The organism is Kitasatospora sp. NPDC059088, from assembly GCF_042738155.1.
Classification (GTDB): domain Bacteria; phylum Actinomycetota; class Actinomycetes; order Streptomycetales; family Streptomycetaceae; genus Kitasatospora.
Genome location: NZ_JBHYGR010000003.1, coordinates 81,047 through 95,669, shown reverse-complemented (window position 1 = coordinate 95,669; position 14,623 = coordinate 81,047). Strand labels below are relative to the sequence as shown.

Genomic DNA, 14,623 nt, shown 5'->3' with positions numbered 1-14,623 from the left:
CCCTGGGGGCACACCTCGCCCTGGGGGGCGGCCCCCGTTTTTGTACCGCCGGGCCCCCCCCCCCCCCCCCTCGGGGGGGGCGGCGACCCTATCCCCGAGCCCGGTAACCGAGGTCACCCTGTGGCATTTGCGCGCTTGGCGAGTTTCACCAGTTCCGCTGGTGCGCCACGGCCGGCGATGAGGATGAGTTCACGGATCGCCGTCCGGGCCGCTACGTGGGTTCGGACGCTCTCCGGCGCCACTTCCTCGGCGCGAAGGAGGCAATCGAGAGCTTCCCCGAGATTTCGTCGTTGAGCGTGAGCTCGTCCGAGGTCGATGAGGAGCCGGGACCTTCGCTCGGGCGAGAGCTGCGCGGCATCGATCCGTTGGCCCAGTTCCAGGGCCTCGCCCGCATCGCCGAGTTCGAGGGCGGTGGAGACCGCTTGAATCTCGACATTCGTCGGGCCGAACTCCAGATTGAAGTCGTTTCGGTCCGCTCCGAGCTGTGCGGCTATGTCTCGGGCGCAGCCGATTTCTTTCCGGGCCTGCTCGCGGTGACCGGCGCGAGCGGCGGTCAACGCGAGAACCAGGTGGAGCGATCCGAGGACTGACAGTGCTTCCGGCGACCGGTTGCTGGTCGAGGTGTGCACTCGCAGGGCGGAGACTGCACTCTGCGCCACGTGTTCTGCCTGGTCCAGCCGCTGTAGCCGGACGAACGCATGAGCCATCCGGAAGATGCCAGCGAACACGTGCAGTGGCTGGCCGGACTGCTCGGCGGCTCGAATGGAGCGATCGGCGGCAACCCAGGCCGCATCGGCTTCATCCTGCCGAACAAAGGCAGCTGCGAGTGCCTGGTAAGCCTGGCTGAGAAGCAGGTGGACCTTGCCGCGATCGTCCGTGTCAGCGGTCCGTGCAGCTCGCTCCAACCTTGGCAGAACGTCGGCGATGGCAGTACTCAGTTCGGCGAACTGATTGCTGTGGGTCAGTTGCCACAGCCGTTCGACGGCGTTGGCCAGTTCGGCAGGATCATCGGTGACCATTAGGTCCTGATCGGCGAGCAACCCATCGAGAGCTGGATGCCCCGAGAGCGACAGCCGGGCCAGGTCGAGGTCGTTGGGCTGATCCGAGGTTGCGGGTGTCGTGACAGCGGGAGACGGAGCATCAGGTCGCAGGGTTTGAACGGAAACGCCGAGGCCGTTCGCCAGCAGTTGGAGAACATCTAGGCGGACAACCGGCTGGACGCCCCGTTCGACCTGTGACACCCAGCTGGCGGTCCGGTTGATGGCCGCGGCAAGTTCATCCTGCCTCATACCGCGGCTCTTTCGGAGCTGAGCGACCCGAGCGCCGAAGGCCCGCCGTTCCTCTGGGCTCACTGGAGGGCCTGGGCGGCAGAGCCGCCCTTGCCGGAGATCTCATCCAGGAACGTGACCTCGAAGGAGTCGAGGTACTGGCCGCGTTCGGCTAGGAACCGGCGGACATGAGGCTGGCGCTCGTGCTCCTCGAAAGCTTCGCGGTCCGCGTACAGCTCGTAGAAGACCCGGACGCACGGTTCGTCCGCCACGGCGTGGTTGACGTAGACGAGAGTGCCGGGTTCCTTCGCGCGGATGCCGTTGAGCGCATCCTCTGCCAGAACATCGAAGGCTTGAGCGGCAGTTGCGTCGTGGGCGACGAAGCGAACGACAAGACCGAATCCCATGGTTCTCCCCTTCCTGGTTGGTTGAGTCTTGCATGACTCGGTGAAGAACTGCGAGTGGCAGAGCTTCTTGACTCGCAGAAACTCTGCGACTACTTTCAGTGTTGCCAGCGTGGCGGAGAGCTACACATGGATCCCCTTTCGCTGCCGTCTGACTGTGACGGTCACTGCTTGCGGGTTGAGCCGGGTGTCGACTTCGGCCATTCGTCCACTCGCAGGGATGGAGGAGCAATGGCGTCGGATCTGATCGTCAGCCCACTCAACACCGCCCGGTTCCCGGTGCCTCTGGAGTGGGGTGTGCCGCCGGGGGCCGAGGCCGTGCCGGCGGCTCGGCGGCTGGTGGGGGCGATCCTGCGTGAGTGGGCGGTGCTGTTGACCGAAGACGGGTTCCAGGAGGTGGAGTTGTGTGCGAGCGAGGTCATCGCGAATGCGCTTCTGCACACGGGGGAGCGGTGTGTCGTGTCCGTCTACCGGCGTAGTGGGCGGGTGCGGGTGGAGGTTGCCGATCGGGGTGCGGAGCTTCCGTATCGGGAGCGGGATCCCGAAGCGACCACCGGGCGTGGGTTGTTGCTCGTCCAGGCTCTCGCCCACGCGTGGGGGTGGCGCCCGGCGGAGCGGGGCAAGGTGGTGTGGTTCGAGTACCAGGAGGATGCCGAAGCGCCGTGCCCCACGCACGGGTGGGGCACGGCGAACGACCTCCGCTCGCTCCGCGAGGTGGCGTGATGCCCGGGCGCTTCTGTCTGGTGCGTCTCGTGTGGTGGTCGCTCTTCTCCGCCGTCGTTGTGGCAGGGTTCGTGGCGGGCCGCCGCAAGCGGTGATCATCGATTCGGGGCGCCGTGCGGCGACAACCCTCGGGGCTCCTTCGATTGCCGGGGGAGTGGGCCGCCGACCTTCTTGCGGGAGGAACACCTTGACCGTCACGGACACCGACCGGGCCGCCGAGCTGCGGCGTCGGCTCGCTCGCCGACTCGCCGCCGCGGGGCACCTTCCGGATCCGCGCTGGCGTGAGGTCTTCGAACGTGTGCCCCGCCATGCGTTCGTTCCCGAGTTCTGGCAGGGTCCCGATCGTCGGGTCAGTCCCGCCGACCGGGACTGGCTCGACCTCGTCTACGCCGACGACGTCCTGGTCACTCAACTCACCGGCGGGGCAGCCACCTCCTCCTCCACCGCGCCCGCCCTGATGCTCGACATGCTGCACGCGCTGGATGTGCACGACGGCAACCGGGTGTTCGAGGTCGCGGCAGGAACGGGCTACAACCTCGCACTGCTCGCCGAGCGCCTCGGCCCCCGAAACGTCTCGGGGATCGAGGTGGACCGCTCCCTGGCCGGACTCGCCAGGGAGCGGTTGGAGGAGTGCGGCTACCCCGTCACCGTGTACGCGGGGGACGGCAGGGCCGGGCACCCCGGCGGGGAGATGTGTGACCGGTTGATCGCCACCTGTGGGTTCGCGTCCATCCCGGCGGCGTGGCTGCGACAGGTCCGGCCCGGCGGGGTCATCGTCGCGCCGATCGGGTGGGGAACCGTCCGCCTGGTCGTCGGCGAGGGTGGGGGCGCCTCGGGTCGGTTCCTGCCGTTCGCCTCGTACTTCATGACGGTTCGCGAGGAGGGGGCCAGCGGCACTCCCGCCTACCCCGGAACTCCGGCCGGCACCACCGGCCGGGCGACCGACGTGGATCCGGGTGTCATCGGGAACGACTCGTTCCGGCACCTGCTGTCGATCGTTCTCCCGGGCTCGGGGCAGGCCACCGAGTGCGACAGCCAACAGCACATCACCGCATGCCAGTTGTGGGCCGACGACGGCTCCTGGGCCCGTGTCGAGGCGGGCACGGTCCGGCAGTGCGGCCCGCGACGGCTGTGGGACACGGTGGAAGAGGCCTACGCGGTCTGGGTCGAGCAGGACCGACCGGGTCGCGACCGGTACGGCATCACCGTGACGCCGGACAGCCAGCGGGTCTGGATCGGCGACCCGGGCGGGCCGAGCTGGCTCCTTCCTGCTGCGTAGCCAGGTGTGACCGTCAGCCGGCTTCCAAGGTCGCCTTCATGACCTGGGCGCCGCGGCTGACCCGCAGACGGACTTGTTCGGCCATCTCGTGAGGGAGCACGTCCGTCGTCCACAGCAGGCGGCAGCGGCCGTCGGCCACCGGGAGTACCTGGAAGGAGGCGTGGTGGTGGGTCAGCGGGAGCTTGAATCCCTCGACGGTGGAGTAGGCCAGCCTCCGCAGGCCGTCGTCCACGCTGACGATCAGCTCCCGGATCACCGCACCGCCGGGCATGGTCAGGTACCGGACGTCACCGTCCATCCGGGTGTCGAGGACGTAGCCCGGGATGAGGCGCTCGTGCACGGCGCCTACGTCCCGTACGGCGTCCCAGACGTGTTCGGCGTCGGCCTCGATCACGACGTCCTCGACGATGGTGGCGATGCCTCTCAACTCCCTCAAGCAGTACCGAAGAAGCTGTCCAGGATCCGCTGCGCGGCCAGCCCCGCCGGCAGCGTACCGGCCCGGACCTGGGCCTCCAGGTCCGGGGTGAGCCGCCGTACCTCCGGGTGTTCGTGCAGCCGCGCGTACAGCTGGTCGTGGACCATCGACCACGTCCACTCGACCTGCTGCTCCCGCCGCTTCGCCGCCAGCCCGCCCGTCGCGTCCAGGATCTTACGGTGCTGCTGCAACCGCTCCCACAGGACGTCCAGGCCCGCCCCGTCGAGCCCGCTGCAGGTCAGCACCGGCGGCGTCCACGCCGCGTCCGGTGCCTGCAACAGCCGTAGTGCGCCCGCGAGTTCACGTGCGGCCGCCCTCGCGTCGCGCTCGTGCGGGCCGTCCGCCTTGTTGACGGCGATGACGTCCGCGAGCTCCAGCACGCCCTTCTTGATGCCCTGGAGCTGGTCGCCGGTCCGGGCCAGTGACAGCAGCAGGAAGGTGTCCACCATCCCGGCCACCGTCGTCTCCGACTGCCCGACCCCCACCGTCTCGATGAGGACGACGTCGTAGCCCGCCGCCTCCATCACGACCATGGACTCGCGGGTGGCCTTGGCGACGCCGCCCAGCGTTCCCGAGGTCGGCGACGGCCGCACGAAGGCGGCCGGGTCCACCGCGAGCCGCTCCATCCGGGTCTTGTCGCCCAGGATGGACCCGCCGGTGCGGCTCGACGTCGGGTCGACGGCGAGCACGGCGACCCGGTGGCCGAGCCCGGTGAGCATCGTCCCGAAGGAGTCGATGAAGGTCGATTTGCCGACACCGGGCACTCCGGTGATGCCGACCCGCACCGCCCCGCCCGCGTGCGGCAGCAGCCGCTGGAGCAGCTGCTGCGCGAGCGCGCGGTGGTCGGGGCGGGTGGATTCGACGAGGGTGACGGCGCGCGCGATCCAGGCGCGCGAGCCGTCCAGGACGCCCGTCACGTAGGCGTCGAGGTCGATCGTCCTCGGTGGCATCGGACTCAGCGGCTCACAGCTCGTGGCCGAGTTCGACGGCCAGGGCGGTCAGCAGGTCGAAGGCCGCGTCCGGGATCACCGTGCCCGGGCCGAAGACCGCCGCCGCGCCCGCCTCGTACAGGGCCTGGAAGTCCTGCGGCGGGATGACGCCGCCGACCACGATGGTGATGTCCTCCCGCCCGGCCGCGGCGAGTTCGGTGCGCAGCGCGGGGACCAGGGTGAGGTGCCCGGCGGCCAGCGAGGAGACGCCGACGATGTGGACGTCCGCCTCGACGGCCTGGCGGGCGACCTCGGCCGGGGTCTGGAACAGCGGGCCGACGTCGACGGTGAAGCCGAGGTCGGCGAAGGCGGTGGCGATCACCTTCTGGCCGCGGTCGTGGCCGTCCTGGCCCATCTTGGCGACCAGGATGCGCGGGCGACGGCCTTCGGCCTGCTCGAACCGCTCGACCAGGTCGCGGGTGCGCTGGAGGGGCGCCGACGGGCCCGCTTCGTCTCGGTACACACCGGAAATGGTACGGATCTGGCCGGAGTGGCGGCCGTACACCTTCTCCAGGGCGTCCGAGATCTCGCCGACCGTCGCCTTCGCCCGGGCCGCGTTGACGGCCAGGTGCAGCAGGTTGCCGTCCAGCGAGCCGCCGCGCTGCGGGCCGGCCTCGGCGGCCGCCGTCAGCGCGCGCAGGGCGTCCTGGCACTGCGCCTCGTCGCGCTCCTCGCGCAGCCGGCGCAGCTTCTCGATCTGCCGGGCCCGCACCGCCGAGTTGTCGACCTTGAGGACGTCGATCTGCTCGTCGTTCTCGACCCGGTACTTGTTGACGCCGATCACGGGCTGGCGGCCGGAGTCGATCCGGGCCTGGGTGCGGGCGGCGGCCTCCTCGACGCGCATCTTGGGGATGCCCGCGTCGATGGCCTTGGCCATGCCGCCGGCCGCCTCGACCTCCTGGATGTGCTGCCAGGCCCGGGCGGCGAGGTCCTGCGTCAGCTTCTCGACGTACGCGGAGCCGCCCCACGGGTCGATGACCCGGCAGGTGCCGGACTCCTGTTGGAGCAGCAGCTGGGTGTTGCGGGCGATCCGGGCGGAGAAGTCCGTCGGCAGGGCGAGCGCCTCGTCGAGGGCGTTGGTGTGCAGCGACTGGGTGTGGCCCTGGGTGGCGGCCATCGCCTCGACGCATGTGCGGGTCACGTTGTTGAACACGTCCTGGGCGGTCAGCGACCAGCCGGAGGTCTGCGAATGGGTGCGCAGCGAGAGGGACTTGGGGTTCTTCGGGTCGAACTGCTTGACCAGCTTGGCCCACAGCAGCCGGGCCGCGCGCAGCTTGGCGACCTCCATGAAGAAGTTCATGCCGATCGCCCAGAAGAACGACAGCCGCGGCGCGAAGGCGTCCACGTCCAGGCCCACGTCCAGGCCCGCGCGCAGGTACTCGACCCCGTCGGCCAGGGTGTAGGCGAGCTCCAGGTCGGCGGTGGCCCCGGCCTCCTGGATGTGGTAGCCGGAGATGGAGATCGAGTTGTACCGGGGCATCTTCTGCGAGGTGTACGCGAAGATGTCCGAGATGATCCGCATCGACGGCTGCGGCGGGTAGATGTAGGTGTTGCGGACCATGAACTCCTTGAGGATGTCGTTCTGGATGGTCCCGGCGAGCTTCTCCGGCGGCACCCCCTGCTCCTCGGCCGCGACGATGTACAGCGCGAGGACGGGCAGCACCGCGCCGTTCATGGTCATCGACACCGACATCTTGTCCAGCGGGATGCCGTCGAACAGCTGGCGCATGTCGTAGATCGAGTCGATGGCGACGCCCGCCATGCCGACGTCGCCGGTGACGCGCGGGTGGTCGCTGTCGTAGCCGCGGTGGGTCGGCAGGTCGAAGGCGACCGAGAGGCCCTTCTGGCCGGCCGCGAGGTTGCGGCGGTAGAAGGCGTTGGACTCCTCGGCGGTGGAGAAGCCCGCGTACTGGCGGACGGTCCACGGCTGGTTGACGTACATGGTCGGGTACGGCCCGCGCAGGTACGGGGCGATGCCGGGGTACGTCTCCAGGAAGTCCACGCCGTCGAGGTCGGCCGCGGTGTACAGCGGCTTGACGCCGATTCCCTCGGGGGTGTCCCAGACCAGCTCGTCGGGGGCCTTGCCGGTGGACCGCTGCCAGGCGGCCTGCCACTGGGCGTCGGTGACCTCTCCGGCAGCCGAGCCGGCAGCCGAGCCGGCAGAGGAACCGGCGGAGGGGTCGTCCAGCCCGATTCCGGTGAAGTCGGGGATCATCGCGCCACTCCAATGAGGTCCAGCAGGGAGGTGAGGACGGCGATCGCGTCCCCGCCCGCGTAGATGAACTCGTCCACTCCGGCGGGTACTTCGGCCGGGCGGCCGGCCAGCAGCACGCGCTGGGCGCCCGCCTCCTTCAAGGCTACGGCGACGGCCGCGGCGTGCTCGCCGTACAGGGCGTCGCTGGAGCACAGGCAGGCGACGGAGGCACCGGACTCGCGGAACGCCGCGGCGAACGCGGCCGGGTCGACGCCCTCGGTGGACGCCGTCGCGATGCCGCCGGCCTGGAACAGGTTGGCGGCGAAGGTGGTGCGCCCGGTGTGCGCGGAGGCGGTGCCGATCGAGGCCAGGAACAGCGCCGGACGGGCGCCGGTGGCCGCCAGGTGGGCGTCCGAGCGGTCTCGCAGCGCCTCGTACGCCTCGGCGCGGCGCACCCGCGGCAGGCCGCCGGTGTGCCCGGCCGGAGCCGGTTCGCGGACCAGCGGCTGCTCGTCCAGGTGCGGGAACTCGCTGACACCGGTGACGGGTTCGCGCCGCTTGGCGAGCTTCGCGGACCGCTCCGCCCAGGTCGCGGCGATCCGGTCGCCGACCAGCCCGGACGCCAGCGCGGCCTGCTGGCCGCCCGCCCGTTCGATCTCCTGGAACCAGGCCCAGGCGGCCTGCGCCAGCTCCTCGCCGAGCTGCTCGACGTACCAGGAGCCGCCGGCCGGGTCGATCACCCGGGACAGGTGGGACTCCTCCAGCAGGATCGACTGGGTGTTGCGGGCGATCCGGCGGGCGAAGGCGTCGGGCAGGCCGAGGGCGCTGTCGAAGGGCAGCACGGTGACGGCGTCGGCGCCGCCGACCCCGGCGGCCAGGCAGGCCACGGTGGTGCGCAGCATGTTCACCCACGGGTCGCGGGCGGTCATCATCACCCGGGAGGTGACGGCGTGCTGGCGCTGCGCCGAGGCTTCGGCGGAGCCGCCGGACACCTCGGCGACGCGGGCCCAGAGGCGGCGCGCGGCGCGGAACTTGGCGATGGTCAGGAACTGGTCGGCGTCGGCGGCGTAGCGGAACTCCAGCTGGCCGAGCGCGGCGTCGACGGAGAGGCCGGCCGCGGTCAGCGCGCGCAGGTAGGCGACGCCGGTGGCGAGCGCGCAGCCCAGCTCCTGGGCGGGGGAGGCGCCGGCCTCGTGGTACGGCAGGGCGTCCACGGTGAGGGCCCTGACGTTCGGGTAGCCCTCGGCGCAGCGGGCGGCGAGCGCGGCGGCCTCGGCGAGCAGGGCGTCGGTGCGGCCGGCGGAGCCGGTGCGGGCCTGGAGGCCGAGAGGGTCGGCGCCGAGGTTGCCGGCGGCGGAGGCGGGGGAGACCTCGCGCTCCTCGTACAGCCCGAACAGCCGCTCGGCGGCCTCGGTGAAGTCCGGTCCCGCGTCGAGGGCGACGGCGGCGAGGTCCAGGTACACCCCGTCGAGCGCCTCGGGCAGGGCGGCGACGGGCAGGCCCGCGTCGCCGAGCTCCAGCCAGAGCGAGCCGACGCCGTGCTCCAGGTCGGCCAGGACGGCCTCGTTGGCGCGCCGGCGGTCCGGGTCGGCGTGCCGCTGCCGTACGTCCCACCCGGCGACGGCGGAGCCCTGCGGCCGGCCGCCGCGGACGAACGGCGGGAAGCCCGGGTAGCCGGGCTCGACCGAGGTGTTCTCGGCGGTGTACAGCGGGCGGGCGCGCAGCCCGTCCTGGAGCGCGGTGGTGAGCGCCTGCTCGGCGGCGGCGCCGTCCTCGGGCCGGGCACCGGACTTGCGCAGCACGCCCTCGACGAGCTGCTGCCACTGCTCACGGTGCGCGGCCGGGAACTCGGCGGCGAGGGGGAGCCTTTCGGGCGGGACCTTCATGTCCGCAGGTTAGCGCCCGTTAGCGGAGCGGAAGGAGGGTCGTTAAGTGTGACCTTGTTCTCGATTTGGCGCGCTTTCGGCCCGTGGCCAGCACTCCGTCCGGCGGGGAGTGCCACGAGGCGGGGGCCGGGGCCCGGCGGAGGGTCGGCGGGCCGCCCGGAAGTGCCCTGGATCAGGGGGATTGCGGAACCCCGCCCCTCATCTATTAAGTTACTTCGAAGAAGGCGGGTGGGGACGGCATCCCCCGTACGGCCCCGCCCGTCCTTCGCCGTCCCCTGCGCGTCCCCCGGCGCGCCCTGCGGGTGTCCCGGCCGGTCGTCCCCCCGATCGGCCGAATGAACGTGCGAATGCCACTCGGACGTTCCTCCAGTGTCACCGCACGTCACCGCACCTCCCCGCCCGTCCCCCGAAGGAGTGCCACCTCGATGGGAAAGCGCCGTAAGCCCAGCCCCCCGAGCCGGGCCCGCATGGCGGTCCTCACCACGGCGATGGCCGGCGGTGCGGTGCTCGCCGCCGGCACCGCCCACGCCGAGCCGACCCCGAGCCTGGCCTCCGTCAAGGAGCAGGTGGACAAGCTCAACGAGGAGGCCGAGCAGTCCGTCGAGCAGTACAACGGCTTCCAGGAGAAGCAGCAGAAGCTTCAGGGCGAGGCCAACCGGATCCAGGAGAAGGTCGCCCGCGGCCAGGAGTCGATGAACGAGCTGCGCACCCGGCTCGGTGCCGTCGCCGCCGACCAGTACCGCAACGGCGGCATCGACCCCTCCGTCCAGCTGATGTTCGACTCCGACCCGGCCGGCTACCTGGAGCGCGCCTCGGCGCAGAACCAGGCCGCCGGCACCCAGACGGCCTTGCTCAAGCAGGCCCAGGACGAGCAGCGCAAGCTCGACCAGGACCGCGCCGAGGCCACCGCCACGCTCGCCCAGCTCGACTCGGTCGGCACCGAACTGGGCGCGCGGAAGCAGCAGATCCAGAGCAAGCTCGCCGCGGCCCAGGCCATGCTGAACAAGCTGAGCACCGAGGACCGCGCCAAGGTCAACGCCCAGCAGGCCGCCGACAAGGCCAAGGCCGAGGCCCAGCAGGCGGCCAAGACCGCCGCCGCGGACCGCGCCTCCCGGTCCGCCGACCGCCCGGACATGAGCACCCCCGCCCCGCCGGCCAGCGGCCGTGCCGCCGCCATCATCGCGTTCGCCCAGGCCCAGCTGGGCAAGCCGTACGGCTGGAGCAAGAGCGGCCCGGACAGCTTCGACTGCTCCGGCCTGACCAGCCAGGCGTACAAGGCGGCGGGCGTGCGGATCTCCCGGATATCCCAGGACCAGTGGAACGACGGCCCGCGGATCGACCGGGCCAACCTCCAGCCCGGTGACCTGGTGTTCTTCTACAACGACATCCACCACGTCGGGATCTACATCGGCGACGGCAAGATGATCCACGCCCCGCGCACCGGCAAGAACGTCGAGGTCCTGCCGATCTCCGCGATGCCTTACATGGGTGCCGTCCGCCCGTAACGGCCTCCGCCCGTAACGGCCTCCGCCCGTAACGGCCTCCGCGCGCCGCACGCCTCCGGACGGGTCGCCGACGACCCGTCCGGAGGCGTTCCGGTAGCTCGTCCGGAGGCGCCCCGCGGCCCGTCAGAGGCCGAGGACCTCCAACTGGGCGTCGGTGTCGTTGGTGCCGCCGACGTACAGGGTGTGGCCGTCGGGGCCGACGGCGAGGCCGTCGAGCGCCGACTCCTGGGGGGCGAGGGAGTCGGCGGTGTCGACGGTGGCGGTCGCGGTGTCGACGGAGATGACCGCCGTGGTGCCGGAGGAGTCCTGCTGGAGCAGGTAGAACCGGCTGCCGTCGGCGCTCAACCGGGGCGGGACGTCGCTGCGGACGGGGACGGTGCGGATGCTCCGGAGCAGGGTGTCCGTGGCGGGGTCGATCAGGTCGAGCGTGCCGCCCGAGTTGGGGCCGGTCGCGAAGAGCCGGCCGCCGTCCCGGGTGAAGGCGAGCCCGTTGTCGCCGTTGGTGGCCGTCCCGGGCACCGTCCGGACGAAGGTCAGCGTGCCGCCGGCCGCACTCACGTGGTACAGCCCGGCGCCGCCCCCGATGTACAGGTCCCGGCCGTTCGGGTGGAGCGCCGGGGCGCCGGTGTTCAGGGCGGGCAGCCCCACGGTGGGGCCGAACTGCCGCTGCGCGGTGCCGAAGGCGAGCACCCGGGCCTGCCCGCCCTGCCGCCAGGCCGACGGGCCTTGCTGGACGAGGTACACCTCGGAGCCGTCCGGGCCGACGACGAGGCCGCTGACCAGGCCCTGGGACCAGCCCGTCGGGCGTGGCTGGTCCGGCAGCGGGACGGTGGCGAGCACGGTCGGGCCGCCGGTGGCGACGACGCTGAGTTGCAGGCCGTTCACCACGTACAGGCGCGAGCCGTCCGGGCTGAGCGCCGACTGCGGGGAGCCCTGGGCGGCGCCGAGCGGGGCCGTGCCGGTCACCTGGCCGGACCGGGTGTCCACCGCCCGCACCACGAGGTTGCCGTCGGAGTCGGTCGTGACGACGTAGGCCGTGGCGCCGTCCGGGCTGACGGAGGGCAGCGCCTGGCCCGAGCCGACGGTGACGACGCCGGGGGTGCCGGACACCGGAGCGGACGCGGCCCGGGCGCTGCCGCCGGCGAGGACGAGGGCGGTGGTGGCGGCGAGCAGAGTGACCCGGCGGAGGGCCTTCGCGCGCTGACTGGCTGACATCAAGTCCCCTTGTTCGTCCGTGTGTTGAGATGGCGAGGGGCAGGCTAGCGGACTACGGTGGACGGGTGGTGGACAGTCAGGGGGCGAATCTTCCACCTGAGCTGTGGCGCCCCGCGCCCCGCGCCCGCCCCGCGCCCCGCGCCCCGCGCCCGCCCCGCGCCCGCTCCGGAAACCACTCCCGAGGAGACCAAGTGAGCCTGCCCGAGACCGTCGTCCGGCTGGACCCGAACCCCGAGGACTACGCCTACACCTTCGGCGGCCGAGCCCCGCTGGTGACCGTCCGGCCCGGCACCGTCGTCGAACTGACCACCGAGGACTGCTTCGGCGGCAAGGTGCGCGGCACCGGCGACCTGCCCAGCCAGGTCTGCGTCTTCCCGTACCTCAACCCCGTCACCGGCCCGATCGCGGTGGCCGGCGCCGAACCCGGCGACCTGCTCGCGGTGCACTTCGTCGAGATCACCCCGGCCCGGGAGCACGGCGTCTCCAGCACCTTCCCGCACTTCGGCGCGCTGACCGCCACCCACAGCACGGCGATGCTGCACGCCCCGCTGGAGGAGCGGGTCTGGGTCTACGACCTGGACGTCGCGGCCGGCCTCTGCCGCTTCCGGGCCCGCACCGGCGAGTTCACGGTCGACCTGCCGCTGGACCCGATGCACGGCACGGTCGGTGTCGCCCCCGCGGCCGGCGAGGTGCTGGCCTCGATCACCCCGGGCGCCCACGGCGGCAACCTGGACACCCCCGAGATGCGGGCCGGCACCACCGCCTACTTCGGCGTCAACGTCGAGGGCGGCCTGCTCGCCATCGGCGACGGCCACGCCCGGCAGGGCGAGGGCGAGGTGTGCGGCACGGCCGTCGAGGCGGCGATGCGCACCACCGTGATCGTCGACCTGGTCAAGGGCGGCGGCCCGGCCTGGCCCCGGCTGGAGAACGACGACTACCTGATCAGCACCGGCTCCGCCCGCCCGTTGGAGGACGCCTTCCGGATCAGCCAGCACGACCTGGTCGGCTGGACCGGCGGACTGCTCGGACTGGACCGGCTCGACGCCTACCAGCTGGTCAGCCAGGCCGGCCTGGCCCCGGCCGCGAACGTCTGCGACACCAACTACACGATGGTCGCCAAGCTGCCGAAGCGGGTCCTGGGCCGCGCCCGCGCCTACGACGGCCTGCACGACCGGCTCCGGGAGACGGCGGCGGCGTACCTGCGGCACCGGTGAGGCGGCCGCGCGCCGCACCCCTTACGGGTGCGGCGCGCAGGCCAGCAGGTACGGCAGGGCCGGCACCGCCGGAAGCGTCAACACCCCGAGTCGCCGCGCCAGTTGGCACCGCCGACCGCTGCCGGGCCGGGCCAGCCGGCGGACCCGGGCCAGCACGCCGGTGGAGGCGACTCCCCAGGTGCCACCGGGAGTTGTCCCCGAGACCGCCAACGCGCACAGCGCCGAGGCCAGTTCGCTTCGGGACACCTCGGCCAGCGCCGCGTCGTCGGCTGCCATCTCCAGCAGCAGCGCCACCTCCGAGCGCCCCAGCCGGGCCAGCGGCAGGGGGCCCAGCAGCAGCGCGAAGGTGTCGACGGGCAGGCGGAAGAGGTGGTGGCGGCCGCGGATGTGCCCGTGCTCGTGGGCGACGGCCGCGGCCAACTGCCGCTCGTCCAGCAGCCGCAGCGCACCGCGGGACAGCACCACCCGGGAGCGCCGGCCGGGCAGGCAGTAGATGGTCGGGTGGGCGTGCTCCAGCACCAGCGCGCCCCAGCGCCGGTCCCGTACGGCGACCACGTCCAGCACCGCCCGGTGCCGCCGCCGGGCCCGTCCGGTCCGGGCGCCGACGGCGGCCAGCAGCCCGGTGAGCAGGGCCCCGGCAGTGGCGAGCAGCCACCAGTCGTGGGTGTGCGGCAGCACCGGACCGGTCGGTTCGAGGTGCGGGAACAGGCCGATCAGCCCGGCCGGCTCGTGCGCGGCGGGCTCGAAGGCGTGGTGCGCCGCGAGCACCAGGGCGACCGTGAAGGAGGCCATCAGCGCGAGCCACAGCGCGACCCCGAGCAGGGGGCGGGTCTGGAGCCGGGCCTGGACCCGGGCCGAGCCGGCCAGTCGGCGGGGGAGCAGCACGCCGGTCGCGGCCAGGTAGAGGCCGAGCAGGGCGAGCGTCACTCGGCGTCCCGGGCCTTCACCTGTTCGAGGGCGGCGAGCAGGGCGGACGCCTCGTCCCCGCTCATCCGGTCGACGAAGTGCAGCAGGGCGCCGGCCCGGTCCGTGGTGGTCTCCAACGCCTGGTGCATCAGCTGGGCGGTGTACGCCTCCCGGGTGCAGGTCGGCTCGTACACCCACGCGCGGCCGACCTTGTCCCGGCGCAGCCAGCCCTTGGTGTGCAGGATGTCGGCGACGGTGGTCACGGTGGTGTACGCGACCGGGCGCTGCTGCTGGAGGTCGTCGACCACCTCGCGCACCGTGGCCGGGCGCTCCCAGTCCCACAGCCGGTCCATGATCTCGGCCTCGAGATCGCCGAAACCCCGTAGCACCGCCCTCGTCTCCCTCGCCGCACCGACCGCCGGCGCCCTTCGCCCGCTGGACCGCGGCCCATGCTACGGAACGCACCGGGCGCCCCCCCCCCGGGGGGGGGGGGGGGGGGCCCCCGCAGCGGCGGGGGGGCGCGGGGGGGGGGGGGTAAGTCCACGAGGCCCCCGCGGCGCCGCAC

13 protein-coding genes are annotated in these 14,623 nt (G+C 72.4%); 4 read left to right on the top strand and 9 right to left on the bottom strand.

All coding sequences use genetic code 11. The features are described from left to right. Nucleotides 1-113: 113 nt before the first annotated feature. A complete protein-coding gene (locus tag ACFWXO_RS02315) occupies nt 114-1,352 on the bottom strand; it encodes a helix-turn-helix domain-containing protein (protein ID WP_380521474.1) in 1,239 nt (412 codons plus the stop codon). After that, nucleotides 1,349-1,675, bottom strand: coding sequence for a putative quinol monooxygenase (locus ACFWXO_RS02310; protein WP_380401244.1), 327 nt, complete (start codon nt 1,673-1,675; stop codon nt 1,349-1,351). The genes ACFWXO_RS02315 and ACFWXO_RS02310 overlap by 4 nt, the downstream gene beginning before the upstream one ends. A gap of 228 nt (nt 1,676-1,903) precedes the next feature. Between ACFWXO_RS02310 and ACFWXO_RS02305 the strand changes: the two genes are divergently transcribed. Together ACFWXO_RS02305 and ACFWXO_RS02300 are read left to right on the top strand one after the other, a co-directional pair. Then, nucleotides 1,904-2,395 (top strand): ATP-binding protein, encoded by a 492-nt coding sequence (locus ACFWXO_RS02305; protein WP_380521472.1) that lies wholly within the window; start codon nt 1,904-1,906, stop codon nt 2,393-2,395. Nucleotides 2,396-2,582: 187 nt separating this feature from the next. Beyond that, nucleotides 2,583-3,674, top strand: a complete 1,092-nt coding sequence (locus ACFWXO_RS02300; protein ID WP_380521470.1) for a methyltransferase domain-containing protein — start codon at nt 2,583-2,585, stop codon at nt 3,672-3,674. Between the two features lie 13 nt (nt 3,675-3,687). Here ACFWXO_RS02300 and ACFWXO_RS02295 read toward each other — a convergent pair whose 3' ends face one another. The 4 genes from ACFWXO_RS02295 to ACFWXO_RS02280 are packed head-to-tail and all read right to left on the bottom strand — an operon-like array spanning nt 3,688 to nt 9,218. Beyond that, nucleotides 3,688-4,110 carry an SRPBCC family protein gene (locus ACFWXO_RS02295; protein WP_380521468.1) on the bottom strand — a complete coding sequence of 141 codons (423 nt, stop codon included), beginning with the start codon at nt 4,108-4,110 and terminating at the stop codon, nt 3,688-3,690. Then, a complete protein-coding gene (gene meaB, locus ACFWXO_RS02290) occupies nt 4,107-5,099 on the bottom strand; it encodes a methylmalonyl Co-A mutase-associated GTPase MeaB (protein ID WP_375883813.1) in 993 nt (330 codons plus the stop codon). Before meaB ends, ACFWXO_RS02295 begins: the two co-directional genes overlap by 4 nt. 13 nt (nt 5,100-5,112) lie before the next feature. Next, nucleotides 5,113-7,353, bottom strand: coding sequence for a methylmalonyl-CoA mutase (scpA, locus tag ACFWXO_RS02285; protein WP_380521466.1), 2,241 nt, complete (start codon nt 7,351-7,353; stop codon nt 5,113-5,115). Then, complete coding sequence (locus tag ACFWXO_RS02280; RefSeq protein ID WP_380521465.1) at nt 7,350-9,218, bottom strand: methylmalonyl-CoA mutase family protein; 1,869 nt, start codon at nt 9,216-9,218, stop codon at nt 7,350-7,352. Before ACFWXO_RS02280 ends, scpA begins: the two co-directional genes overlap by 4 nt. A 425-nt stretch (nt 9,219-9,643) precedes the next feature. On the opposite strand from ACFWXO_RS02280, the gene ACFWXO_RS02275 reads away from it, so the two are divergent. Continuing rightward, nucleotides 9,644-10,723 (top strand): NlpC/P60 family protein, encoded by a 1,080-nt coding sequence (locus ACFWXO_RS02275; protein WP_380521463.1) that lies wholly within the window; start codon nt 9,644-9,646, stop codon nt 10,721-10,723. A 123-nt stretch (nt 10,724-10,846) separates the two neighbouring features. On the opposite strand, the gene ACFWXO_RS02270 is transcribed toward ACFWXO_RS02275, so the two are convergent. Then, nucleotides 10,847-11,938, bottom strand: a complete 1,092-nt coding sequence (locus tag ACFWXO_RS02270) for a hypothetical protein (RefSeq protein ID WP_380521461.1) — start codon at nt 11,936-11,938, stop codon at nt 10,847-10,849. Nucleotides 11,939-12,129: 191 nt separating this feature from the next. On the opposite strand from ACFWXO_RS02270, the gene ACFWXO_RS02265 reads away from it, so the two are divergent. Then, nucleotides 12,130-13,152 carry an acetamidase/formamidase family protein gene (locus ACFWXO_RS02265; RefSeq protein WP_380521459.1) on the top strand — a complete coding sequence of 341 codons (1,023 nt, stop codon included), beginning with the start codon at nt 12,130-12,132 and terminating at the stop codon, nt 13,150-13,152. A 21-nt stretch (nt 13,153-13,173) separates the two neighbouring features. Here ACFWXO_RS02265 and ACFWXO_RS02260 read toward each other — a convergent pair whose 3' ends face one another. Further along, on the bottom strand, nt 13,174-14,079 hold the full coding sequence (locus ACFWXO_RS02260; RefSeq protein ID WP_380521457.1) for a M56 family metallopeptidase: 906 nt from the start codon (nt 14,077-14,079) through the stop codon (nt 13,174-13,176). Further along, entirely contained in the window at nt 14,076-14,411 is a 336-nt protein-coding gene (locus ACFWXO_RS02255) for a BlaI/MecI/CopY family transcriptional regulator (RefSeq protein WP_375884025.1), read from the bottom strand. Before ACFWXO_RS02255 ends, ACFWXO_RS02260 begins: the two co-directional genes overlap by 4 nt. Between the last annotated feature and the right edge of the window lie 212 nt (nt 14,412-14,623).